The sequence below is a fragment of the Pseudomonas sp. TH15 genome (genome assembly GCF_016651105.1).
Classification (GTDB): Bacteria; Pseudomonadota; Gammaproteobacteria; order Pseudomonadales; family Pseudomonadaceae; genus Aquipseudomonas.
Window position 1 is genome coordinate 2229742 of the sequence record NZ_JAEKEL010000001.1, and the last position, 24348, is coordinate 2254089.

Below are 24348 nucleotides of genomic sequence, written 5' to 3' on the forward strand. Positions count from 1 at the left end.
GTAAAAATAACCCCCGGGCAGGGGCTGTTTGAGGCCTGAATACCCCGCCCGACGCCCGGGTGACACCGCCCGTACCGTTTCGAGTGATGTCGCGGGCGGTTTAGGCTAGAATGCACGGCCTCAAAGCACACCCCTTCCCGAGGCTGTCCCGAAGATGTTGATCCTGCGCGGCGCTCCTGCCCTTTCTGCCTTTCGCCACAGCAAACTCCTTGAGCAACTGAGCCAGAAGGTATCGGCTGTCAGCGGCTTGTATGCTGAATTCGCTCACTTCGCCGAAGTCACCGGCGTCCTGACCGGCGACGAACAGCAGGTGCTTGCGCGCCTTCTGAAGTACGGCCCAAGTGTCCCGGTGCAAGAACCGACCGGTCGTCTGTTCCTGGTGTTGCCGCGTTTCGGCACCATCTCGCCGTGGTCGAGCAAGGCCAGCGACATCGCTCGCAACTGCGGCCTGGCAAAAATCCAGCGCCTGGAGCGCGGCATCGCGTTCTACGTGGCCGGCCAGTTCAGCGACGCGCAAGCCCAGCTGATTGCTGATGTGCTGCACGACCGCATGACCCAGATCGTATTGGGCAACCTCGAACAGGCCGCCGGCCTGTTCAGCCATGCCGAGCCCAAGCCCCTGACCGCCATCGACGTGTTGGGTGGCGGCCGCGCCGCGCTGGAAAAAGCCAACACCGAGCTGGGCCTGGCCCTGGCCGAAGACGAGATCGACTACCTGGTCAATGCCTTCGTCGGTTTGAAGCGCAACCCGCACGACATCGAATTGATGATGTTCGCCCAGGCGAACTCCGAGCACTGCCGTCACAAGATCTTCAACGCCAGTTGGGACATCGACGGCCAGAGCCAGGAAAAAAGCCTGTTCGGCATGATCAAGAACACCTACGTGATGCACAGCGAAGGCGTTCTGTCGGCTTATAAGGACAACGCTTCGGTCATCGTCGGCAACGTCGCCGGCCGTTTCTTCCCGGACCCTGAAACCCGCCAGTACGGCGCGGTGCAGGAGCCGGTGCACATCCTGATGAAAGTCGAGACGCACAACCACCCGACTGCGATTGCCCCGTTCCCGGGTGCAGCCACCGGTAGTGGCGGCGAGATTCGCGACGAAGGCGCAACCGGTCGTGGCGCCAAGCCAAAGGCTGGCCTGACCGGTTTCACCGTATCCAACCTGCAAATCCCGGGCTTCGAACAGCCGTGGGAAGTGCCGTACGGCAAGCCTGAGCGCATCGTTACTGCGCTGGACATCATGATCGAAGGCCCACTGGGTGGCGCCGCGTTCAACAACGAATTTGGCCGTCCAGCCCTGACCGGTTACTTCCGTACCTTCGAACAGTCGATCACCACCCCGCGTGGCGACGAAGTTCGCGGTTACCACAAGCCGATCATGCTGGCCGGCGGCATGGGTAACATCCGTGCCGAACACGTACAGAAAGCCGAAATCACCGTTGGCTCCAAGCTGATCGTCCTCGGCGGCCCGGCCATGTTGATCGGTCTGGGCGGCGGCGCAGCTTCCTCCATGGCCACCGGCACCAGCTCGGCCGACCTGGACTTCGCTTCGGTACAGCGCGAAAACCCGGAAATGGAACGTCGCTGCCAGGAAGTCATCGACCGTTGCTGGCAATTGGGTGACAAAAACCCGATCAGCTTCATCCACGATGTGGGCGCGGGCGGTCTGTCCAACGCCTTCCCGGAACTGGTCAACGACGGCGACCGTGGTGGCCGTTTCGAGCTGCGCAACATTCCAAACGACGAGCCGGGCATGGCCCCGCACGAAATCTGGAGTAACGAATCCCAGGAACGCTACGTTCTGGCAGTCGGCCCGGCCGACTTCGAACGCTTCCAGGCGATCTGCGAACGTGAGCGTTGCCCGTTTGCCGTGGTCGGCGAAGCCACTGCCGAGCCGCAACTGACGGTCACCGACAGCCACTTCGGCAACGATCCGGTCGACATGCCACTCGAAGTGCTGCTGGGCAAAGCCCCGCGCATGCACCGTTCGGCCGTTCGTGAAAACGAACTGGGCGACGACTTCGATCCAAGCACCCTGGAAATTGCCGACTGCGTCGAACGCGTTCTGCATCACCCGGCCGTGGCGAGCAAAAGCTTCCTGATCACCATCGGCGACCGCACCATCACCGGCCTCGTGGCCCGTGACCAAATGGTTGGCCCGTGGCAGGTTCCGGTGGCCGACGTTGCCGTCACCGCCACCAGCTTCGACGTCTACACCGGTGAAGCCATGGCCATGGGCGAGCGCACTCCGCTGGCCCTGCTGGACGCTCCGGCGTCGGGCCGCATGGCCATCGGCGAAACCCTGACGAACATCGTCGCTTCGCGCATCAACAAGATCTCCGACATCAAACTGTCGGCGAACTGGATGTCGGCTGCCGGTCACCCGGGTGAAGACGCGCGTCTGTACGACACCGTGAAAGCGGTCGGCATGGAGCTGTGCCCGGACCTGGGTATCACCATTCCGGTAGGCAAGGACTCCATGTCCATGGCCACACGCTGGAACGATGAAGGCGTCGACAAGACCGTTACTTCGCCGATGTCCTTGATCGTGACCGGTTTCGCACCAGTGGCTGACATCCGTCAGACCCTGACGCCGGAACTGCGCATGAATAAAGGCACCACCGACCTGATCCTGATCGATCTGGGCCGTGGCCAGAACCGCATGGGCGCCTCGATCCTGGCCCAGGTTCACGGCAAGCTCGGCTCGCAAGCGCCGGACGTCGATGATGCCGAAGACCTCAAAGCCTTCTTCGCGGTGATCCAGGGCCTCAACGCCGACGGTCACCTGCTGGCTTACCACGACCGTTCCGACGGTGGTCTGCTGACCAGCGTGGTGGAAATGGCCTTCGCTGGTCACTGTGGCCTGAGCCTGAACCTCGACGGTCTGGCTGAAACCTCCGCCGACATCGCCGCGATCCTGTTCAACGAAGAATTGGGCGCTGTGATCCAGGTTCGCCAGGACGCCACCCCGGACATCCTCGCGCAGTTCAGCGCGGCCGGTCTGGGCGACTGCGTGTCGGTGATCGGTCAGCCGATGAACAACGGCCAGATCAACATCACCTTCAATGGTGAAACCGTATTCGAAGGTCAACGTCGTCTGCTGCAACGTCAGTGGGCTGAAACCAGCTATCAGATCCAGCGTCTGCGCGATAACGTCGACTGCGCCGAGCAAGAGTTCGACGTGCTGCTGGAAGAAGACAACCCTGGCCTGAGCGTCAAGCTGAGCTACGACGTCAACCAGGACGTCGCTGCGCCTTACATCAAGAAAAACATCCGCCCACAAGTTGCCGTACTGCGTGAGCAGGGCGTCAACGGTCAGGTGGAAATGGCTGCCGCGTTCGACCGCGCCGGTTTCAACGCGATTGACGTGCACATGAGCGACATTCTGGCCGGCCGTGTCGACCTGAACGACTTCAAGGGTATGGTCGCTTGCGGCGGTTTCTCTTACGGCGACGTACTGGGTGCCGGTGAAGGCTGGGCCAAGTCCGCGCTGTTCAACAGCCGTGCTCGCGATGCGTTCCAGGGTTTCTTCGAACGTAACGACAGCTTCACCCTCGGCGTGTGCAACGGTTGCCAGATGATGTCCAACCTGCACGAACTCATCCCGGGCAGCGAGTTCTGGCCGCACTTCGTGCGTAACCGTTCCGAGCAGTTCGAAGCCCGCGTGGCGATGGTTCAGGTCCAGGAATCGAACTCGATCTTCCTGCAAGGCATGGCCGGCTCGCGCATGCCAATCGCCATCGCTCACGGTGAAGGTCATGCCGAGTTCGAAAGCGAAGAAGCGTTGCTGGAAGCCGATCTGTCGGGTTGCGTAGCGATGCGTTTCGTCGACAACCACGGCAAGGTCACCGAGAAATACCCGGCCAACCCGAACGGCTCGCCGCGCGGGATCACCGGTTTGACCAGCCGTGACGGTCGCGTAACCATCATGATGCCGCACCCGGAACGCGTGTTCCGCGCCGTGCAGAACTCGTGGCGTTCGGAAGACTGGAACGAAGACGCACCTTGGATGCGTATGTTCCGTAATGCGCGCGTCTGGGTGAACTAAGGGCTGTGTATAAGCTCAGCTTTTTTGTTCCGGCCAGTCATGTGGAGCAGGTCAAAAACGCCGTATTCGCCGCCGGTGGCGGGCGGATCGGTGCTTACGACCACTGCGCGTGGCAGGTGCTGGGTCTGGGTCAGTTTCGACCTTTGGATGGCAGTCAGCCGTTTATAGGTGAAGCGGGGCAGGTCGAGCAGGTTGAGGAATGGAAGGTTGAACTGGTGGTCAGCGACGAGTTGATTCGGGCGGTGGTGGTGGCTTTGAAAGAAAGCCATCCCTATGAGACGCCGGCTTATGAAGTGTGGCGGTTGGAGGATTTCTGATCTTTTTGCTGCTGAAACAGGAAACCCGCAGATGAGTGATTGTCTGCGGGTTTTTTGTTGCCTGCGATTTTTCCGGGCGACCTCATTCCACTGTGGGAGCTGGCTTGCCTGCGAAGGCGGCCTGATAGCCGACCTGTTTTCTGTTGACCGAGTACATATCCATTCCTGCGGTAACGGCTGCTTAGGGTTTCGCCCTTACGGCGAGTCCCTTTTGGCAAACGCCCCAAAAGGAACCAAAAGGTCTCGCCCCGAGCGTCCGGCCCCTCGCTTAGGCTCGGCGTTCCTTCGCTCCGGTATTCATCTGGGGGCATCGCCTCCGGTCGGCTTCGCTTCGACCTCCTCTCGATGTGTGCGGCTTCGCCGCACGGCGCTACGCGCCCACCCCCAGATGAACACCTCCACTCAGCCTCCCGAAGGGGCGGGTAGAGCAAGATCAAGAGCAGGCGAGCTAACGCTCGGCCTAATGAGTGGTGAAGAGCGGGCGGTTTTGCTTTTGCTTTTCTGTAGGAGCGAGGCTTGCCCGCGAAGGCGGCCTGACAGTCGACCAATCCTACAAGGAGTGAGCCTGCTCCTCACAACCAACCAACCCGCAGAAATACCTCAATCCCTGTGGGAGCTGGCTTGCCAGCGATGGCGGCCTGCCATCTGACCAATCTCTGTCTGAATGCACCCAATCCAACTGTGGGAGCTAGCCCTGCTGGCGATGGGGCCAGTCCAGTCCCCAAGGAAATTGGATCTGTTTAAATCTGTGTCGAATTCGCCGAACCGTCCCACAAGGTTTTCAGGTTGTCTGTCGGACGCGGTATCTCTAGTCTTTTGTCTGTCGCTGACACATTCAGTGATCGGGCGTGAGATCCCCGGAAAGCTTGCAACTAGCGCCGACACTACGATAATTGGCGCCAACTCAATCTGCTGCTGTGTTATGGCAGCTGTGTGCGGGCAGACTTCGGTCTGGCCGGGCATCATCATTTGCAGTAGCAGGAGTTGGATTTTGGACAAGCTAATACCAGATCCACTCCCCGAAACCACCACCCCACTCGAAGCCGCCATCCACGCCGAAGACCTCGCCAAAAACCGCGAAGCCACCCAACGCGCCCTCGACTACTACCTCAATCCCGCCGACCCCAACGCCGCCAAGCCCCGTCGCCCCAGCACCATGTTCCAGATCGCCCCAAACGTCGACACCGAAAGCCTGCTGGCCCACGCCACCGAATCGTTGGCGTCAGCGAGCGTCATGATCAGCGACTTCGCTAACAACCTGAGCGGCCCGCAGCGCAACACCGCGTTGGGCATCCAGCAAATCATTGTGCTCGCCGAACTCGCAGTAAACCGCGCACTGGATCGAGTCGATCCACAAACCTGACGACCGCGTCATCGTTCATCGCCAGCAGGCTGGCTCCCACAAAGTCGTGCACGATTTCGAGAACCTTGCCCAACCTGTGGGAGCCTGGCTTGCCAGCGATGGCGGCCTGATTCTTCACGTTGATTGCATTCCCTGTATCAGTTATCGAGTGAAGCGAGGGCTGCGATCTTTTGATTTTGGGGGGAATGCTGCCGACCATTTGTCGAAACCGTCTGCCTACCTGTTACTACTGACAGTGGTGCAAGTTGTAGAACTGGTGTCAGATTGGCTCTCCATGAAAATCGACGAGAAGGAGCTTGGCGATGGCTCCAAGAAGCGTTCCCACCATTACCTTGCTGAAAGACGCTAACGGAGCAAAACTAGGGGAAGGGGCAACCACCTCTCATCCTCCAGTGACAATCGATGGGTTCGCATCGACTAGCAATTTCATCGAAATTCACGACGACGACGGTTTGATAGGCACGGCCTTTGTGGGTATCAGCGGATTTTGGTCGTGTCATTTGCGGTCATTGAGTATTGGCAAGCACAGGGTCTTTGCCAAAAACAAAGCGGGTGAATCAGCTGTAACAACGTTTGAAGTGGTTGCCACCCGTGCAGCACGGCTCTAGCCATCCAGCAAATCATCATGCTCGCCGAACTCGCAGTAAACCGCGCACTGGATCGAGTCGATCCACAAGCCTGACGACCGCGTCATCGTTCATCGCCAGCAGGCTGGCTCCCGCAAGGAGAACAATGCGCAACCTGTGGGAGCTGTCGAGTGAAACGAGGCTGCGATCTTTTGATCTTGCTTCTGGCTGTCAAAAAACAGAGTCAAAAGATCGCAGCCTGCGGCAGTTCCTACATGGGTGATGTGTGGGCTCAGACTTTGGCACTCACCTCACTGCTATTCACCAGCGCCTCCAACGCCCCACTCAAACTCGGCGCTTTATCGCCAACCAGCAAATGCCAGACACCGCCCTCAAGTTGGCTGACGCCATGGCATCCCAGTTCCTTCAACTGACACTCCGACAACGCCTTGCCATCCGCCAGTTGCAGCCGAATCCGGGTCATGGCGATGCAATCCATCTGCAACACATTCTCCCCCCCTCCCAGCGCATTCAGCCACTGCTGCGCTTCGGGCAGAGCGACAGGTTTTGCCACTTCAACAACCAAAGCGGGGTTAGCAATAACCGTGCGACCCAAAGCAGGCATCGCCAACCGAATCTCATCGGCAATGCTGTCGGCCATCGGCCCAACGACCACCTGCAAACTCCCGCCCTTGCCCGGACGCACCACCGCCATCGCCCCGAGTGCTTTCAACTGCGCATCGTCTGCCTTGTTGCGATCCACCATGTCCAGACGCAACCGGGTGGTACACGCACCCACGGTGATCAGATTTTCTGCACCGCCCAACGCCTTGATATACGCCCCGGCCCGTTCGTTTTCAGCGAACACCACTTTGTCGCCAGTCGGCACATCTTCACGTCCCGGCGTCTTCAGGTTGAAGCGGCGAATACAGAAATCAAATACCACGTAGTAGATCGCCGCATACGCCAGCCCTACCGGCACCACCAGCCAGCCATTGGTGGATTTACCCCAGCCCAACACCATGTCGATGAAGCCGCCAGAGAAGGTGAAGCCCAAATGGATGTTCAAGGCGTTGGTGATGGCCATCGACAATCCCGTCAACAGCGCATGCACCAGGTACAACATCGGTGCGAGGAACATGAATGCGAACTCGATCGGCTCGGTCACCCCGGTCAAAAATGAGGTCAGTGCCATCGACAGGAAGATCCCGCCCATGACTTTGCGGCGTTCCGGCAGGGCGTTGCGGTACATCGCCAGGCACGCGGCGGGCAGGCCGAAGATCATCATCGGGAACATGCCGGTCATGAACTGGCCACCTTTCGGGTCGCCGGCAAAGTAGCGCGACAGGTCGCCGGTGACGATGGCGCCAGTGGTCGGGTCGGTAAAGTTGCCGAACACGAACCACGCCATGTTGTTGAGGATGTGGTGCAGGCCGGTGACGATCAGCAAGCGGTTGAACACGCCGAAAACGAACGCGCCGAAACTGCCACTCTCCATCATCAACGCGCCGAAGCTGTTGATGCCTTGCTGGATCGGCGGCCAGATCAGGCCGAAAACCAGCCCGAGGCCAACAGCGGCGAACCCGGTGACGATGGGCACAAAGCGCCGGCCACCGAAGAATGCCAGGTACTCCGGCAGCTTGATGTCCTTGAAGCGGTTGTACAGCGCGCCGGCCATCAAGCCGCTGACGATCCCGGCGAGCATGCCCATGTTGATGCTCGCATCGAGCACCTTGAGCGTGGAGATCATCACCAGGTAACCAATCACTCCGGCGAGGCCGGCGGTGCCGTTGTTGTCCTTGGCGAAACCGACCGCGATGCCGATGGCGAAGATCATCGCCAGGTTGGCGAAGATCACCTGACCGGCGTCGTGGATGATCGCGATGTTCAGCAGGTCGGTGTCGCCCAGGCGCAGCAACAGGCCGGCGATAGGCAGGATCGCGATCGGCAGCATCAGCGCGCGGCCGAGGCGCTGCAGGCCTTCGATGAAGTATTGGTACATGGCGTTTCTCCCTGATTCTTTTTTGTTATAGAGCTTTTGTTGTTCAGCTCAGAGGCCAATGTTGGTGACAGGCATGACGCACAGCGGCGGCGCTGCTCAACTTGAGCAAGCCCTGGCTGATGCGTCGGCATTCGCTCGCGTCCAGATGGCGCACGCGGTCCTTGATTTCACCGATCTGCACCGGGCTTACAGACAACTCGCTGATACCCAAACCGATCAGTACCGGCGTGGCCAGCGGATCGGAGGCCAGCGCACCGCACACCCCGACCCAACGGTTATGCACCGCCGCACCCGCGCAGGTCTGGGCGATCAATCGCAGCAGCGCCGGGTGCAACGCGTCGACTCGTGAAGCGAGGCCGGCGTGGTCGCGGTCCATGGCCAGGGTGTACTGGGACAAATCGTTGGTGCCGATGGACAGGAAGTCCGCATGCTCTGCAAGCTGCTCGGCCAGTAGCGCGGCGGCCGGGACTTCGATCATCACGCCCAGCTCCGGGCGCTGCGTCAGTTCCAGCTCGGTGCACAAGGCGTCGAGGCGTTGGCGGATGTGCAGCAGCTCATCGACTTCGGTGACCATCGGCAACAGGATCCGGCAGCGCGATAACGGGCTGACGTGCAGCAGCGCGCGCAGTTGTTGATCGAGCAGTTCCGGCCGTACCTGAGCCAGGCGAATACCGCGCAGACCGAGTACCGGGTTCGCTTCGACCGGCAGCGGTAGATAGTCGAGTTGCTTGTCGCCGCCGACGTCGATGGTGCGGATGATCACCGACTTGTCGCCCATGGCGTCGAGCACGGCTTGGTAGGCGAGGCGCTGCTCCTGTTCGTCCGGCGCGGTGTTGCGATCAACGAAGAGAAACTCGGTGCGCAACAGACCGACGCCATCGGCGCCATTGGCCAGCGCATCGGCTGCTTCAGAACTTGATGCCACGTTGGCTGCGATTTCAATGTGCACACCGTCGAGGGTTCGCGCCGGGGTGTGCGCCTGGGCCTGTTGCTCGGCGCGACGTTGTTGGTGATCGAGTTGTGCCTGACGAACCTCGGCCAAGCGCTCGGCGGTCGGCGTCAGTTCGAGGCGACCGCCGTCGGCATCCAGCACCACCGCTTGGCCTTGCTTCTGATCCAGCAGCGCCGAACCCAGCGCAACCATGCACGGCAGACCTTTGCCGCGAGCTAGAATCGCCACGTGGGACGTCGCGCCGCCCGCCGCCATGCACAAGCCAGCGACACCTTGCTGGCTCAGTTGCAGCAAGTCCGAAGGCGTTAATTCGTGGGCGACGACGATGGCAGCGGCCGGCACGTCGTAGTGCCAGGCTTCACCCAGCAAGGCACGCAATACCCGTTGTTTGAGGTCGCGCAGATCGTTGGCGCGTTCGGCTAGCAATGCGCTGCCGAGTTGCTGAAGGACGTCGCATTGCACGTCGATCGCTTGGCTCCAGGCGTGGGTTGCGGCCATGCCTTGGCCTATTGATTGTGCCGCCGCATCCAGCAACGCCGGGTCTTCGAGCAACGCCACGTGCGCGGCGAAGATCGCTTCTTCGTCGGTGTTTTTGTGCTTTCTGGCCTGGGTCAGGGTGTGATCGATTTCGCTGCGCACGACGTTCAGCGCAGTGTCGAGGGCGCGCAGTTGTTGCTCGGGATCGTGGCTGCCGGCGTCCACAGGCAGACTGATCGCGTTCAACTGAAACAGTGGCCCAGCGACCAGACCGGGCGCCGCGCAAACACCGTGCAACACACCCACTTCAGCCGCGCGATGACGCTGGGCAATCGATACTGGCGCCGCAGCGTGACTGTCTTCGACCAGGGCTGTGGATAACGCGCTCAACAACGCCTGCAACGCCGCTTTAGCATCCGGGCCCTGAGTGCTGACTTGAACTTCTTCCTGCTCGCCGATGGCCAGGCTCATGAGCCCGATCAAACTGTCGCAAGACGCCGACTTACCGGCGAAATGCAGCAGCGACTTGCTCTTGAAGCCTTGCGCTGTCTGACGAATCAGCGCGGCTGGCCGTGCATGTAACCCACCGCGATGAGCGATGCGCACATGGCCGTGAACTTCAATACCGGACACTTCGACTTCAGCCTGGGCACCATTGGCCAGTCGTCGAACGATGTGCAGGAGCGGATCACCAACCTTCACCGATTTCAATGTAATCGGCCGCGCCTGAAAGTCCTGGCTGTTGGTCAGGATCATCAGGCTGACCAGGCTTTTGCACTGCTGTGCGACCTTGTCCAGGTCATAGCGCAGCAACGGCTGGCCATTGCTGACCCGCGCGCCTTCCTTGACCAGCACCGAGAAGCCTTCGCCCTGCAACTCGACGGTGTCGAGGCCCAGGTGCAGGAGCAATTCGGCGCCGTTGTCGGCGCGCAAGGTGATGGCGTGGCCGGTGCGGGCGACGTGCACCACGACACCGGCGCAGGGTGCATGCAGCGTGTCGTTCAGCGGGTCGATGGCGATCCCGTCACCCATGGCGCCACTGGCGAACACCGGGTCCGGGACTTTGGCGAGCGTGAGCACCGGGCCGCTGAGCGGGGCGCTTAAGGTCAGCTCTTTATTATTGTTGTGCATGGCTCGGTACTCATCAGGAATGCAGTCAAAGTTCAGGCTTAGTGCGTGCGCGTCACTTTACTCAAGTGTCGCGGCTGGTCCGGGTCCATGCCGCGGGCGACGGCCAAACCGGCGGCCATCACGTAGAAACTCTGGATCGCCAGAATCGGGTCGAGGGCCGGGTGCTCTGCGCGGGTCAGGGTCAGGTCGCGCTCAGTGACGTCATCCGGCGCAGCCAGCAATACGCGGGCGCCGCGCTGGCGCATGTCGGCGGCCAGACTCAGCAAACCGGCCTGCTCGGCACCGCGCGGGGCGAACACCAGCAGCGGGTATTGCTCGCCGATCAACGCCATCGGGCCGTGACGGACTTCGGCGCTGCTGAAGGCTTCGGCCTGGATCGCCGAGGTTTCCTTGAATTTCAGCGCGGCTTCCTGAGCGATGGCAAAACCGGCGCCACGGCCGATCACCATCAGGCGCTGGCAATCGCGTAAGGCGTCGATGGCCAGGCTCCAATCCTGTTGCGCTGCATCGCGCAGACCTTGCGGCAGGGCGTTGCCGGCCTCCAGCAATTCCACGTCGTCTTTCCAGTGCGCAATAAGCCGCGCGCTGGCGCTGAGGGTGGCGATAAAGCTCTTGGTTGCGGCGACGCTGCTTTCGGTGCCGGCCAACAGCGGCAAGCTGAACTCACACGCCGCTTCCAGCGGTGAACCTTCAGCGTTGACCATCGAAATGCTCAGGGCGCCACGTTTGCGCAGCAGACGGAGGCTGTTCACCAGGTCCGGGCTTTGCCCCGATTGCGAGAAGGCGAACGCGACCTGACCGCTGACCTTCAACGGCGCCTGTTGCATGGTCACCACCGACATTGGCAACGACGCCACCGGAATGCCCAGTTGCTGCATGGTCAGGTAGGCAAAGTAACTCGCCGCGTGGTCGGAGCTGCCACGGGCAATGGTCATCGCCACTTGCGGTGGCTGACGGCGCAGGCGTCCGGCGATCTCGATCATCTGTGGGTCGAGTTGTTGCAATTGGGCTTGCACGGCCTCGAACGAGGACAGCGCCTCTTCAAGCATTTTTGAAGTCAATGTCTTCTCCTTCGACCATGACGGCGGTCAGTGTGAGTGAGCGATCCAGGCGCACGCAGTCGGCCCAGCTGCCGGGTTGCAGGCGGCCGCGTTCGGTGATGCCGAGGTAGTCGGCGGGGAATTGCGAAAGACGTTGCGAGGCCTCGGCGATTGGCAAACCGATCTTCACCAGGTTGCGCAACGCCTGATCCATGGTCAGGGTGCTGCCGGCCAGGGTGCCGTCGGCCAGGCGCACACCGCCCAGGCATTTGGTCACGGTGTGGCTGCCGAGCTTGTATTCACCGTCCGGCATGCCAGCGGCGGCGGTGGAATCGGTGACGCAATACAGGCACGGGATCGAGCGCAGTGCGACGCGCATCGCGCCGGGGTGAACGTGCAGCAAGTCTGGAATCAGTTCGGCGTATTTGGCGTGGGCCAATGCCGCGCCGACGATGCCCGGCTCGCGGTGATGCAGCGGGCTCATGGCGTTATAGAGGTGGGTGAAACTGGTGGCGCCGGCATCCAGTGCGGCCACGCCTTCCTCGTAACTGCCGAGCGTATGGCCGATTTGCATGCGCACGCCGCGAGCGCTGAGGGCCCGGATCAAACCGTCGTGGCCGGCGATTTCCGGGGCGATGGTGATCACACGGATCGGCGCCAGCGCCAGGTATTCTTCGACTTCGGTCATCAACGCGGTGTGGGCGAAATTCGGTTGCGCGCCGAGTTTTCCGGGGTTGATGTACGGGCCTTCAAGGTGCACGCCGAGCACCCGGGCGCTGCCTTTCGGCCGCTGCTCGCAGTATTCGCCGACGGCTTTGAGCACGCTGGAAATCTCTTCCGATGGCGCGGTCATGGTGGTCGCCAGCAGCGAGGTGGTACCGAAACGCACGTGGGTTTTGGTGATGGTTTCGAAGGCTGTGGCGCCTTCCATGATGTCTTTGCCGCCGCCACCGTGAACGTGCAGGTCGATGAAACCTGGCAGCAGGTAAGGCAGGTCGTTGTCGGCCGGATCGCAGGGCACGCCTTCGATGGACACGACTTTGCCGTGTTGGTGAATCAGCCGGCCGCGAACCCAGCCGTGGGCGGTGAGGATGTTGTCTTCGGACATGATCGGTTCTCGGTTGCGTATTTATCGACGACGCTCTTTATCTACGGAGCTCTGCGACAAAGTCGTAGTAGTCGTTGCGGCAATAGGTGTCGGTGACTTCGATCGGGGTGTTGTCTTCCAGATAGCCGACCCGGGTCATCAGCAACATGGCAGTGCCGGGGGCGATGCCGACCAGCGCGGCGAATTCGTCCGAGGCGTTGATCGCCTGAATGTGCTGCAAGGCGCGGACGATCGGTTTGCCGATGCCGTCGAGGAATTCGTAGAGGGAATCGCCCACCGCTTGCGGCTTGGGAATGATCGAGGCGGGCAGGGTGCTCATCTCGATCGCCATCACCGTGTCATCGGCTTTGCGCAGGCGTTTGAGCCGCGCGACCTTGTCGTTGGGCGAGAGGCCGAGGCGGATCAGTTCTTCGTGGGTTGGCGGGGTGATTTCCCGCTCCAGCCACTGCGAGCCGGGGACGAAGCCTTTGAGACGGAGCATTTCGCTGAAGCCGGAGAGGCGCGACAGCGGTTGTTCCAGGCGTGGGGTGATGAAGGTGCCGGAACCCTGGTTGCGGCGGATCAGGCCTTGATCGAACAAGACTTCCAGCGCCTTGCGCGCGGTGACGCGGGAGATGCCCAGCAATTCACTGAGGCTGCGCTCCGACGGCATGGCTTGTTCGGCTTTCCATTGGCCAGCGTGGATCGCCGCTTCCAGGTTGCGCGCCAGTTGCAGGTACAGCGGCGTCGGCTGGGAGTCGTCAGGACGTAGGGCCTGGATGTCATTCATGTAGGTTGTTTCCGATGCGGATATTGGATTGTTGTCGCCCGGTTGTAGGACGAAACGTAATACCACTTAAATACCATGTCAATGAGACCACTTTGCTCGGAGCGCAGGAAAACCGGGCCTGCTGGGCTGGTTTAGTGGGTGTTGGCTTTAAGTGGTATTACGGGCGGGGATTACAGAAGCAAAGATCGCAGCCTGCGGCAGCTCCTACAGTGGGAATTGGTATCTCCACCGTGGGAGCTGCCGAAGGCTGCGATCTTTTGATTTATTTTTTGCGGGTGACCAGCGGTACTGCTGAATCAGCACTCTGTGGCGAGGGGATTTAGCGAAACGTCGCCACAGGTTAAGGCCGAATCTCGATCATCGTGCCATCCGGCACAAGTCCCCAGACCTCGCGCATGTCCATGTTGCGCATGGCGATGCAGCCGTCGGTCCAGTCCAGGGTGTGGAACAGGTTTTCCGGGTAGTCGTAGGTGTCGGGGGTGCCGTGGATCATGATCATGCCGCCGGGATCGACGCCTTCGCGCCGGGAGCGAGCGGAATCGGCAATGTTCGGGTAGGAGATGTGCATCGCCAGGTTGAAACGGTCACTGACCTTGCGCCAATCCACCCAGTAAAAACCCTCTGGCGTGCGCTTGTCGCCTTCCATCAGCTTCGCGCCCCGGGGTTGTTTGCCCAAGGAGATACGGTAGGTTCGTAGCGGCTTGCCGTCGGCGATCAATTGCAATTGATGGGCGGATTTGAGTATCAGCACTTTTTCGATGGGCTTGCCATCCAGAGTGACCACGGTGGAGGCCTGGGACACGACAACGAATGACAGGCAAAACAGGGCAAGCAACCAGCGCATTGAAACGATATCCCTAGAGGTGTCGCGACTATTTATAAGTACTGATAAGAGCTTAGATGATGGCTGGCTGAGTCAGTGGCGGAATCGACTCGGAACGCACCGGGTAGACCTCCGTCTGCCGGTCAGCGAAGAAGCATTCTAAAGTACGGCCCACCGTGCGGAAAGCCAGCTCGGACCAAGGGATATCGGCTTCTTCGAAAAGCTGCACTTCCAGGCTCTCGGGGCCGGCGCAAAAGTCCAGGTCCACCAGCTCGGCGCGGAAGAATACATGCACCTGACTGATGTGCGGCACATCAATCAGCGTATAGATGCTCAGGTTGCGGACCCGGGCGCAGGCTTCTTCGGCGGTCTCGCGCACGGCGGCCTGCTCGACAGTCTCGCCGTTTTCCATGAAGCCGGCAGGCAGCGTCCAGTAGCCGAGTCGTGGCTCGATGGCTCGCCGGCACAGCAACACCTTCGAGCCCCAGGTCGCGACGCAACCGGCGACGATATTGGGGTTCTGATAGTGAATGGTCTGACAGCTGTCACAGACAAATCGCAGGCGCGAATCGCCTTCGGGAATGCGCTGGGTGACCGGGTTGCCGCACTGGCTGCAAAATTTCATGCTTGGGTTCCTGAATGCTGCGCCTATCTTGGCGTGCGGCAGTGTCTGTCGGCAAGTTGTCGTTTCGCGACATGCGGTAGTTCGGGGGTTGGGCGGTCGGTGTGATTGGTGCATGATGCATAGGGTCTGTTGACGTTTGCTGGCGAACCGCGTTGCAGTGCCAACGCGTGCGAGGCAAGGCGCGGGATGCAGCTAATGTCTGTTTCCTTGGCAAATCCCGCAACGCAGCATCGCGCGCGTTGGCGCGCAACGCGGTCGTCAGCAAACGTCAACAGACCCTACAGGCACAGATCGAGAACACTCATGCTGGACGAGCTACTGCATCGGGTAAGCAACCACACGCCACGCACCCTGGAAACCGACAAGCGTTTCCCCGAGGCGGCGGTACTCGTGCCGATCACCCGCAGTGACGAACCGGAACTGGTTCTGACCCTGCGCGCCAGCGGGCTCTCGACCCATGGCGGCGAAGTCGCCTTCCCCGGCGGGCGACGCGACCCCGAAGACCCTGACCTTATTTTCACTGCCTTGCGCGAAGCCGAAGAAGAAATCGGCCTGCCGCCGGGGCTGGTGGAAGTGATCGGCCCGCTCAGTCCGCTGATCTCCCTGCACGGCATCAAGGTCACGCCCTATGTCGGCGTCATTCCTGATTACGTCGAATACCTGGCCAACGATGCCGAAATTGCGGCTGTGTTCAGCGTGCCTCTGGAGTTCTTTCGAGAAGACCCGCGCGAACACACGCATCGCATCGATTACCAGGGTCGCAGTTGGTATGTGCCGAGCTATCGTTATGGTGAATACAAGATCTGGGGTTTGACCGCGATCATGATCGTCGAGTTGATCAACCTGCTTTATGACGCCGACATCAGCCTGCACCACCCACCCAAAAGCTTTATCAATATTTGAAGCCATCTTTCGTATGGCAAGACAGCGCGGCTGCCTGAGCCTTGAGGACAATAAGATGAAATATCGCCTGGGCGACGCCCGCGTCGAAACCCATCCACAGAGCTGGGTTGCCCCCAATGCTGTGCTGGTGGGCAAGGTCAAGCTGGAAGAGGGCGCCAATGTCTGGTTCAACGCCGTGTTGCGTGGCGACAATGAACTGATCCTGATCGGCAAGAACAGCAACGTCCAGGACGGCACGGTGATGCACACCGACATGGGCTACCCGCTGATCATCGGCACCGGCGTGACCATCGGCCACAACGCCATGCTCCACGGGTGCACGGTGGGCGACTACAGCCTGATCGGCATCAACGCGGTGATCCTCAACGGCGCGAAAATCGGCAAGAACTGCATCATCGGCGCCAACTCGCTGATCGGTGAAGGCAAGGAGATCCCGGACGGTTCGCTGGTCATGGGCTCGCCGGGCAAGGTTGTGCGCGAACTCACCGAGCCACAGAAGAAAATGCTCGAAGCCAGCGCCGCCCACTATGTGCATAACTCGCAGCGCTACGCCCGCGATCTGGTCGAGCAGGAAGAATGAACGCCACTGAACGACCGGTGCTATCCCCCTGCGTAAACATTTGCGCACTGGATGAGCAGGATATTTGCACCGGGTGCCAGCGCACGGTGGAAGAGATTACCCGTTGGAGCCGGATGGACAATGCGGAGCGGCGCAAGGTGTTGGGTTTGTGTCATGAGCGGGCCAAGTCGAGCGGGTTGCTTTGGATGATCGGGGTCAAATCCGATAATTGAGGTGCGGCCTTCGCGAGCAAGCCCGCTCCCACAGTAGACCGAGTTGTCTTGGCGGGCGCGGTCCAATGTGGGAGCGGGCTTGCTCGCGAAGAGGCCATCACCCTCACTACCTCTCTTGGCCCAATTCACCTGTCTGAAGTACCCTGTCCACCAAACTGACAGGTATCCCCACGCCCCATGCTCTTCCTGATCTCCTACATCAGCAGCGTCGTGCTGATCAACTACGCCTTTTCCACCGCCCCGCACCTGGACATCATCTGGTCGGCCTGGGGCGGGCTGGTGTTTGTGCTGCGCGACATGGTGCAAACCCGCTTCGGCCACGGCGCCATCGCCGCGATGCTGGCGGCGCTGGTGCTGTCTTACGTGACGTCCGATCCATCCATCGCCCTGGCCAGTGCCACGGCATTCGCAGTGTCCGAGTGCATCGACTGGCTGGTGTTCAGCATCACCAAGCGCCCGTTGCACGATCGCCTGTGGATAAGTTCGGCCCTGAGCATTCCCCTCGATACCTTCATCTTCTTTGGCATGATCGGCGCGTTCACCCCGGCCGTCATCCTCACCGCCATGGGCTCGAAGTTCGTCGGGGTGACGGCCGTCTGGCTGATCATGGCCTGGCGCCTGCGCAAACAGGCCGTCGCCAGCTAAAGCCAAACCCTCAGGTTCATGTAAAATGCCGCGCTTTCTCCCCATGGGAAGCGCGCCAAGCGTTGTTCCCTCGATGATCCGCTTCTTTGAGGACCTGAGATGACCCGTATCGGAACTCCATTGTCGCCAACCGCGACCCGCGTATTGCTGTGTGGCTGTGGCGAGTTGGGCAAGGAAGTGGTGATCGAGCTGCAACGCCTGGGCGTTGAAGTGATTGCCGTCGATCGTTACGCCAACGCGCCGGCCATGCAAGTCGCCCATCGCAGCCATGTGATCAACATGCTCGACGGCGCCGCCCTGCGTGCCGTAATCGAAGCCGAGAAGCCGCACTTCATCGTGCCGGAAATCGAAGCCATCGCCACCGCGACCCTGGTCGAGCTGGAAGCCGAAGGCTTCACCGTGATCCCGACCGCGCGCGCCGCGCTGCTGACCATGAACCGCGAAGGCATCCGTCGCCTGGCCGCTGAAGAGCTGGACCTGCCGACCTCGCCGTACCACTTCGCCGACACCTTTGAGGATTACAGCAAAGCTGTCGAAGACCTCGGTTTCCCATGCGTGGTCAAACCGGTGATGAGTTCCTCGGGCAAAGGCCAGAGCCTGCTGCGCAGCGCCGCTGACGTGAAAACCGCGTGGGACTACGCCCAGGAAGGGGGGCGTGCCGGTAAAGGTCGGGTGATCATCGAAGGCTTCATCGACTTCGACTACGAAATCACCTTGCTGACTGTGCGTCACGTCGGCGGCACCACGTTCTGCGCGCCGGTCGGTCACCGTCAGGAGAAGGGCGACTACCAGGAATCCTGGCAGCCACAAGCCATGAGCCCGATTGCCCTGGCTGAATCCGAGCGCGTCGCCAAAGCCGTGACCGAAGCCTTGGGTGGTCGTGGTCTGTTTGGCGTCGAGTTGTTCATCAAAGGTGATCAGGTGTGGTTCAGCGAAGTGTCGCCGCGCCCGCATGACACTGGCTTGGTGACCCTGATTTCCCAGGACCTGTCGCAGTTCGCGCTGCATGCTCGGGCGATTCTGGGGCTGCCGATTCCGTTGATCCGTCAGTTCGGGCCTTCGGCTTCGGCGGTGATTCTGGTGGAAGGGCAGTCGACTCAGACCGCTTTCTCCAACCTCGGTGCGGCATTGAGCGAACCGGATACGGCGTTGCGTCTGTTCGGTAAGCCTGAAGTTAACGGTCAGCGCCGGATGGGCGTGGCGTTGGCACGGGATGAATCGATTGAAGCGGCTCGTGCTAAAGCGACCCGTGCATCTCAGGCTGTTGTAGTAGAGCTGTAAACCGAGGCGCGGCTATCGCGAGCAAGCTCGCTCCCACAGGGTTCTTGGTTGTCCACAGATTGTGTGTACACCCCCGATTCCCATGTGGGAGCGAGCTTGCTCGCGATGGCGGTCTATCAGGCCACCCGATTCAAATCGTTGTGACGCGTCTCTTTCAGGCACAGCACCGCTATCAAGCTGAGCACCGCCGCCCCCGACACATACCCGCCGACATAACTCAAACCCCCCATCGCCACCAGTTTCTGCGCAAAGAACGGCGCCGCTGAGGCCCCGACTATGCCGCCGAGGTTGTAGGCTGCCGACGCACCGGTATAGCGCACGTGAGTCGGAAACAGCTCCGGCAACAACGCGCCCATCGGCGCAAATGTCACGCCCATCAGAAACAGCTCGATGCACAAGAACAGCGCCACGCCCCAGGTCGTGCCGTGGGTCAGCAGCGGTTCCATCAAGAACCCGGACAGAATCGCCAGCACGCCACCGATGATCAGCACTGGTTTGCGCCCGTAACGGTCACTGGCCCACGCCGATAAAGGCGTAGCGGCGGCCATGAACAGTACGGCAAAGCACAGCAGCGCGAGGAAGGTTTCGCGGGTGTAGCCCAACGTCGATACGCCATAACTCAGGGAAAACACCGTCGAAATATAGAACAGCGCGTAGCAGACCACCATCGACCCGGCACCCAGCAACATCGGCGCCCAGTATTGGCTGAACAGCTCGACCAGCGGGATCTTCACCCGTTCCTGACGGGCCATGGCATTGGCGAACACCGGAGTTTCGTGGAGTTTGAGGCGCACGTACAGGCCGACCATCACCAGTAAGGCGCTCAACAGGAACGGAATCCGCCAGCCCCAGGCGCGGAACTGTTCGTCGTTCAGGGTCATGGCCAGCGTCAGGAACAAACCGTTGGCCGCCAGGAAGCCGATCGAAGGGCCGAGCTGCGGGAACATGCCGAACCAGGCGCGTTTGCCCTTGGGCGCATTCTCCGTTGCTAACAGCGCCGCGCCGCCCCATTCGCCGCCCAATCCCAGGCCTTGGCCGAAGCGCAGCACACAGAGCAGGATCGGCGCCCAAGCCCCGATGCTGTCGTAACCCGGCAGCACACCAATCAGCGTGGTGCAGACGCCCATCAGCAGCAACGACGCGACCAGTGTCGATTTGCGCCCAATGCGGTCGCCGAAGTGGCCAAACAGTGCTGAACCCAATGGTCGTGCAAGGAAGGCAATGCCGAACGTGAGAAACGCCGAGAGCATCTGGGCAGTGCCGGAGGTCTGCGGAAAGAACACCGGCCCGATCACCAGTGCAGCAGCGGTGGCGTAGACGTAAAAATCGTAGAACTCGATGGCCGTGCCGATAAAACTCGCCGTGGCCACGCGCGTGGCCGAATTGGTCGGTTGGGCAGGCGCGGTGTCGCTGTAAACGGTGCTGGTCGTCATGCGGTGATCCCTGACAGTCATGAGCTCCGTTGGAGCGAATTATTATGGTCGAACACCCAGGGATGTGGGATGAGGCGCGAGCGCTGTTTCGAGTAGGAACAGTCGTCGGAGTACAGCGGAAATGGCCAAAACCGGTCTAGTGCGGGGTAAGCACGCGGTTCGGCGAAGCTTGGGTAAGCTGATCCGATTATAGGAAGGGGGCTAACGATTGAACAAGAGCAAAAAGATCGCAGCCTGCGGCAGCTCCTACATGGGGACGCATTCCAAATGTAGGAGCTGCCGCAGGCTGCGATCTTTTGATTTTATCTGACAGGCACCAGAGCTGGCACTGAAGAGGTATGCCAGATCAACACCTTGCTCACCCGGTTGTCTTCGGTCTCGAGAATCTCCAACCGATAACGCCCGATCTTCAGGCAAACCGCGCTTTCGGGAATGGTTTCCAGCGCCTCGGTCACCAAGCCGTTCAGGGTTTTTGGCCCATCGCTGGGCAGGTGCCAGCCCAGGCTCTTGTTCAGTTCGCGAATCGACGCCGCGCCCTCAATCACCAGTCGACCATCGGCCTGCGGGTGGACATGTGGGTTGTCCAGGCTGTGCTCGCTTTCGAACTCGCCGACGATTTCCTCGAGGATATCTTCCAGGGTGACGATGCCAAGCACTTCGCCGTACTCGTCCACCACCATGCCCAAACGCCGCTGTTGCTTGTGGAAGTTCAGCAGTTGCAGTTGCAGCGGAGTGCTTTCCGGGACGAAGTACGGTTCGTGGCTGGCCGCCAGCAACGCTTCGACCGTCAGGCTTGCGTCCGGCAGCAGATGGCGGATCTGCCGGGTGTTGAGCACGGCTTCGACCTGGTTGATGTCGCTATGGAACACCGGCAGGCGCGTGCGGCGGTTTTTGCGCAACTGTTCGATGATCTCTTCGATGGAGTCGTCGAGGTTGATCCCGTCGACCTCACTGCGCGGCACCAGGATGTCGTTGACCGTGATGTTGTCCAGGGCGTGGATGCCCGACAGCGCGTGCGGGCGGCAGTTGGCGTGTTCCTGATCGTCGTGGCGCTCCGCCGGCGCCTCGTCTTCGCTCTGTTGCACCACGTTGACCTTGCGGGCGAACGGTCGCATCAGCAATTGACTGAAGCCATTGAGCAGCCAGGCGATGGGATAGATGATTTTCAGCGGCGCGCCGAGCAAGGTGTTGCCCAGGCTCAGAATCGCGTCCGGATAGCGTACGGCGAGGGTGCGAGGCAGGTAGTCGGCGAGCACCAACAAGATGGCGCCGGCTCCGAGGCAGGCGGCCCATGGGCCCTTTTCCGCCCAGGCGAAAATCGCCAGCAATGTGGCGATGACCATGACCAGTGCACGGCACAGGGTGTTGCAGAGGATCAGGCTGTTGAGCGGGAAGTTCAGCTTCGCCACAGGTTTGTCACTGGCGCGCGACGCCGTGCGTTGGGCCAGCAGGTGCTGTTGCGCGACTTCGATGGCGGTAAACAGCCCCGACCACAGAATCAGCAGAACCATCACTGCGAGCATCGGCCCTATGGGCAAGTCGTCCATTATTGCCGCCCGTCAGATGTGCAGAATGTATTCACGAACCAGCTTGCTGCCGAAATAGGCCAGCATCAGCAGGCAGAAACCGGCGAGGGTCCAGCGGATCGCCTTATGCCCGCGCCAGCCGAGGCGATTACGGCCCCAGAGCAATACGCTGAAGACGATCCAGGCCAGGCAGGCCAGCAGGGTCTTGTGTACCAGATGTTGGGCAAACAGGTTCTCGACGAACAGCCAGCCTGAGATCAGCGACAGCGACAGCAGCGTCCAGCCGGCCCAGAGGAAGCCGAACAGCAGGCTTTCCATGGTTTGCAGCGGCGGGAAGTTCTTGATCAGCCCGGACGGATGCTTGTTTTTGAGCTGGTGGTCTTGCACCAGCAACAGCAAGGCCTGGAACACCGCGATGGTGAACATGCCGTAGGCGAGGATCGACAACAGAATGTGGGCGAGGATGCCTGGCTCCTCATCGATGATCTGCACCGTACCGGCCGGGGCGAACTGTGCCAGCAGCACGGTTGCGGCCCCGAGCGGGAACAGCAACACCAGCAGGTTCTCGACCGGAATCCGCGAGCAGGCCAGCAGGGTCAGGGCGATAACCGCCGCGGCAATCAGGCTGGCGGCGCTGAAGAAGTCCAGGCCCAGGCCGATCGGCGTCAGCAAATGAGTGAACAGACTGGCGCTGTGGGCCAGCACGGCCAATACGCCGAGCGTGACCAACAGGCGCTTGTTCGCCTTGGCGCCACTGGCCAGACGAGTGCCCTGATAGAGGGTCGCAGCGGCATATAAGCAGGCGGCGGCGAGGGTAGTAAGCAAACTCGGTGACAAGGGGAGCATAAATCCTGTTAGGCAAGCCCGAAAGGCGCTGAGTTTGGCATAGAACCCTCATTGCACGAAAGACCATACAACCTGACAGCGAGGTGTCCGCCGGACGCAGTCTTCGCTATAATCCGCGACCTGCCCACGCCGCAGGCTCGCCGAGCACATGTTTATTCCGGTCTGGGCCGCCATTATCCCGGTCTACACAGGGCCTGAAAGGATCGCGCAATGTTTGAAAACTTAACCGACCGTCTCTCGCAGACGCTGCGCCATGTCACCGGCAAGGCCAAGCTGACCGAGGACAACATCAAAGACACCCTGCGCGAAGTGCGCATGGCGTTGCTCGAAGCCGACGTCGCCCTGCCGGTGGTCAAGGACTTCGTCAATTCGGTCAAGGAACGCGCCGTCGGCACCGAGGTGTCGCGCAGCCTGACGCCGGGCCAGGCCTTCGTGAAGATCGTCCAGGCCGAACTCGAAAGCCTGATGGGCGCGGCCAACGAAGACCTGAACCTGAGCGCCGTTCCGCCAGCCGTCGTGCTGATGGCCGGTTTGCAGGGCGCTGGTAAAACCACCACCGCCGGTAAACTCGCGCGCTTCCTTAAAGAGCGCAAAAAGAAATCGGTCATGGTCGTGTCCGCGGACGTTTATCGTCCTGCTGCGATCAAGCAACTGGAAACCCTGGCCAGCGACATCGGCGTGACGTTCTTCCCGTCCGACCTGAGCCAGAAGCCGGTCGACATCGCGCAAGCAGCTATTAAAGAAGCAAAACTGAAATTCATCGACGTGGTGATCGTCGATACCGCCGGTCGTCTGCACATCGACGAAGAGATGATGGGCGAGATCAAGGCGCTGCATGCCGCGATCAACCCGGTCGAAACCCTGTTCGTGGTCGACGCCATGACCGGCCAGGACGCCGCCAACACGGCCAAGGCCTTCGGTGATGCGCTGCCGCTGACCGGTGTGATCCTGACCAAGGTCGACGGCGACGCTCGGGGCGGTGCCGCCCTGTCGGTCCGCGCTATCACTGGCAAGCCGATCAAGTTCATCGGTATGGGTGAGAAGAGCGAAGCGCTCGAACCGTTCCACCCTGAGCGTATTGCTTCGCGCATCCTCGGCATGGGCGACGTGCTCAGCCTGATCGAACAGGCCGAAGCGACCCTCGACAAGGACAAGGCCGACAAACTGGCCAAGAAGCTGAAGAAGGGCAAGGGCTTCGACCTCGAAGACTTCCGCGATCAGCTGCAACAGATGAAGAATATGGGCGGCCTCGGCGGCCTCATGGACAAGCTGCCGAACATCGGCGGCGTGAACCTGGCGCAAATGGGCAATGCCCAGGGCGCGGCAGAGAAACAGTTCAAGCAGATGGAAGCCATCATCAATTCCATGACCCCGGCCGAACGCCGCGACCCTGACCTGATCAGCGGTTCGCGTAAACGTCGGATTTCGTTGGGTTCCGGCACCCAGGTGCAGGACATCGGTCGCTTGATCAAGCAGCACAAGCAGATGCAGAAGATGATGAAGAAATTCTCCGCAAAAGGCGGAATGGCCAAAATGATGCGCGGCATGGGCGGTATGTTGCCCGGCGGCGGCATGCCGAAAATGTAAAGAATTCGCGCCGGCAGTCATGTCGGCGCAGTACCACAGAAATGTGGGAACTCCAGCAAACCCGCACTTGGCGGGAGCTGACTGGCCGTTTTCAACGACGGCTCTATAGCA

At 60.8% G+C, this 24348-nt stretch carries 20 protein-coding genes and 1 pseudogene; 11 read left to right on the forward strand and 10 right to left on the reverse strand.

The genetic code is table 11. The features are described from left to right. Nucleotides 1–154 precede the first annotated feature (154 nt). The 5 genes and pseudogenes from purL to JFT87_RS28810 form a co-directional block, all read left to right on the forward strand. Nucleotides 155–4051, forward strand: a complete 3897-nt coding sequence (gene purL, locus JFT87_RS09980; protein ID WP_201200856.1) for a phosphoribosylformylglycinamidine synthase — start codon at nucleotides 155–157, stop codon at nucleotides 4049–4051. 5 nt (nucleotides 4052–4056) lie between these two features. Then, the gene (locus tag JFT87_RS09985; RefSeq protein WP_201200858.1) at nucleotides 4057–4368 is read left to right on the forward strand and encodes a YqfO family protein; all 312 of its coding nucleotides are present in this window, start codon (nucleotides 4057–4059) and stop codon (nucleotides 4366–4368) included. 991 nt (nucleotides 4369–5359) lie between these two features. Beyond that, entirely contained in the window at nucleotides 5360–5731 is a 372-nt protein-coding gene (locus JFT87_RS09990) for a DUF6124 family protein (RefSeq protein ID WP_201200859.1), read from the forward strand. 302 nt (nucleotides 5732–6033) lie between these two features. Further along, on the forward strand, nucleotides 6034–6339 hold the full coding sequence (locus tag JFT87_RS09995; RefSeq protein WP_201200860.1) for a hypothetical protein: 306 nt from the start codon (nucleotides 6034–6036) through the stop codon (nucleotides 6337–6339). Beyond that, nucleotides 6327–6413, forward strand: a pseudogene (locus JFT87_RS28810) (DUF6124 family protein); the annotation flags it as partial. The gene JFT87_RS09995 and the pseudogene JFT87_RS28810, both read left to right, overlap by 13 nt. A 176-nt stretch (nucleotides 6414–6589) precedes the next feature. Here the strand turns inward: JFT87_RS28810 and nagE are convergent. The 7 genes from nagE to JFT87_RS10030 all read right to left on the reverse strand — a co-directional run bounded on the left by nagE (nucleotide 6590) and on the right by JFT87_RS10030 (nucleotide 15224). Continuing rightward, a complete protein-coding gene (nagE, locus tag JFT87_RS10000) occupies nucleotides 6590–8299 on the reverse strand; it encodes an N-acetylglucosamine-specific PTS transporter subunit IIBC (protein WP_201200861.1) in 1710 nt (569 codons plus the stop codon). A 43-nt stretch (nucleotides 8300–8342) separates the two neighbouring features. Next, on the reverse strand, nucleotides 8343–10859 hold the full coding sequence (gene ptsP, locus JFT87_RS10005) for a phosphoenolpyruvate--protein phosphotransferase (RefSeq protein ID WP_201200862.1): 2517 nt from the start codon (nucleotides 10857–10859) through the stop codon (nucleotides 8343–8345). 38 nt (nucleotides 10860–10897) lie between these two features. After that, on the reverse strand, nucleotides 10898–11920 hold the full coding sequence (locus JFT87_RS10010; RefSeq protein WP_201200863.1) for an SIS domain-containing protein: 1023 nt from the start codon (nucleotides 11918–11920) through the stop codon (nucleotides 10898–10900). Next, nucleotides 11901–13007: an N-acetylglucosamine-6-phosphate deacetylase gene (nagA, locus tag JFT87_RS10015; protein ID WP_201200866.1), complete on the reverse strand. Its 1107-nt coding sequence runs from the start codon at nucleotides 13005–13007 to the stop codon at nucleotides 11901–11903. The genes JFT87_RS10010 and nagA overlap by 20 nt, the downstream gene beginning before the upstream one ends. Nucleotides 13008–13044: 37 nt before the next feature. Next, a complete protein-coding gene (locus JFT87_RS10020) occupies nucleotides 13045–13776 on the reverse strand; it encodes a GntR family transcriptional regulator (RefSeq protein ID WP_092272830.1) in 732 nt (243 codons plus the stop codon). Between the two features lie 340 nt (nucleotides 13777–14116). Further along, entirely contained in the window at nucleotides 14117–14620 is a 504-nt protein-coding gene (locus JFT87_RS10025) for a L,D-transpeptidase family protein (protein ID WP_201200870.1), read from the reverse strand. A 52-nt stretch (nucleotides 14621–14672) separates the two neighbouring features. Beyond that, nucleotides 14673–15224, reverse strand: coding sequence for an NUDIX hydrolase (locus JFT87_RS10030; RefSeq protein WP_201200872.1), 552 nt, complete (start codon nucleotides 15222–15224; stop codon nucleotides 14673–14675). Between the two features lie 303 nt (nucleotides 15225–15527). On the opposite strand from JFT87_RS10030, the gene JFT87_RS10035 reads away from it, so the two are divergent. The 5 genes from JFT87_RS10035 (at nucleotide 15528) to purT (ending at nucleotide 18845) form a co-directional block, all read left to right on the forward strand. Continuing rightward, a complete protein-coding gene (locus JFT87_RS10035; protein ID WP_201195620.1) occupies nucleotides 15528–16127 on the forward strand; it encodes a CoA pyrophosphatase in 600 nt (199 codons plus the stop codon). Nucleotides 16128–16182: 55 nt separating this feature from the next. Then, nucleotides 16183–16707, forward strand: a complete 525-nt coding sequence (locus JFT87_RS10040; protein ID WP_201200874.1) for a gamma carbonic anhydrase family protein — start codon at nucleotides 16183–16185, stop codon at nucleotides 16705–16707. Next, on the forward strand, nucleotides 16704–16919 hold the full coding sequence (locus JFT87_RS10045) for a DUF1289 domain-containing protein (protein WP_201200876.1): 216 nt from the start codon (nucleotides 16704–16706) through the stop codon (nucleotides 16917–16919). The genes JFT87_RS10040 and JFT87_RS10045 overlap by 4 nt, the downstream gene beginning before the upstream one ends. A gap of 177 nt (nucleotides 16920–17096) precedes the next feature. Continuing rightward, nucleotides 17097–17564, forward strand: coding sequence for a VUT family protein (locus JFT87_RS10050; RefSeq protein WP_201200880.1), 468 nt, complete (start codon nucleotides 17097–17099; stop codon nucleotides 17562–17564). A 99-nt stretch (nucleotides 17565–17663) separates the two neighbouring features. Further along, nucleotides 17664–18845 (forward strand): formate-dependent phosphoribosylglycinamide formyltransferase, encoded by a 1182-nt coding sequence (gene purT / locus JFT87_RS10055; protein ID WP_201195614.1) that lies wholly within the window; start codon nucleotides 17664–17666, stop codon nucleotides 18843–18845. 116 nt (nucleotides 18846–18961) lie between these two features. Here purT and JFT87_RS10060 read toward each other — a convergent pair whose 3' ends face one another. From JFT87_RS10060 to JFT87_RS10070, 3 genes are all read right to left on the reverse strand, one after another. Further along, the gene (locus JFT87_RS10060; RefSeq protein ID WP_201200881.1) at nucleotides 18962–20278 is read right to left on the reverse strand and encodes an MFS transporter; all 1317 of its coding nucleotides are present in this window, start codon (nucleotides 20276–20278) and stop codon (nucleotides 18962–18964) included. 302 nt (nucleotides 20279–20580) lie between these two features. Beyond that, complete coding sequence (locus JFT87_RS10065) at nucleotides 20581–21825, reverse strand: transporter associated domain-containing protein (RefSeq protein ID WP_201200887.1); 1245 nt, start codon at nucleotides 21823–21825, stop codon at nucleotides 20581–20583. A gap of 12 nt (nucleotides 21826–21837) precedes the next feature. After that, nucleotides 21838–22650 carry a cytochrome C assembly family protein gene (locus tag JFT87_RS10070; protein ID WP_201200891.1) on the reverse strand — a complete coding sequence of 271 codons (813 nt, stop codon included), beginning with the start codon at nucleotides 22648–22650 and terminating at the stop codon, nucleotides 21838–21840. Nucleotides 22651–22860: 210 nt separating this feature from the next. Here JFT87_RS10070 and ffh point away from each other — a divergent pair, with 210 nt between their 5' ends. After that, the gene (ffh, locus tag JFT87_RS10075; protein WP_201200893.1) at nucleotides 22861–24237 is read left to right on the forward strand and encodes a signal recognition particle protein; all 1377 of its coding nucleotides are present in this window, start codon (nucleotides 22861–22863) and stop codon (nucleotides 24235–24237) included. Nucleotides 24238–24348: the final 111 nt, after the last annotated feature.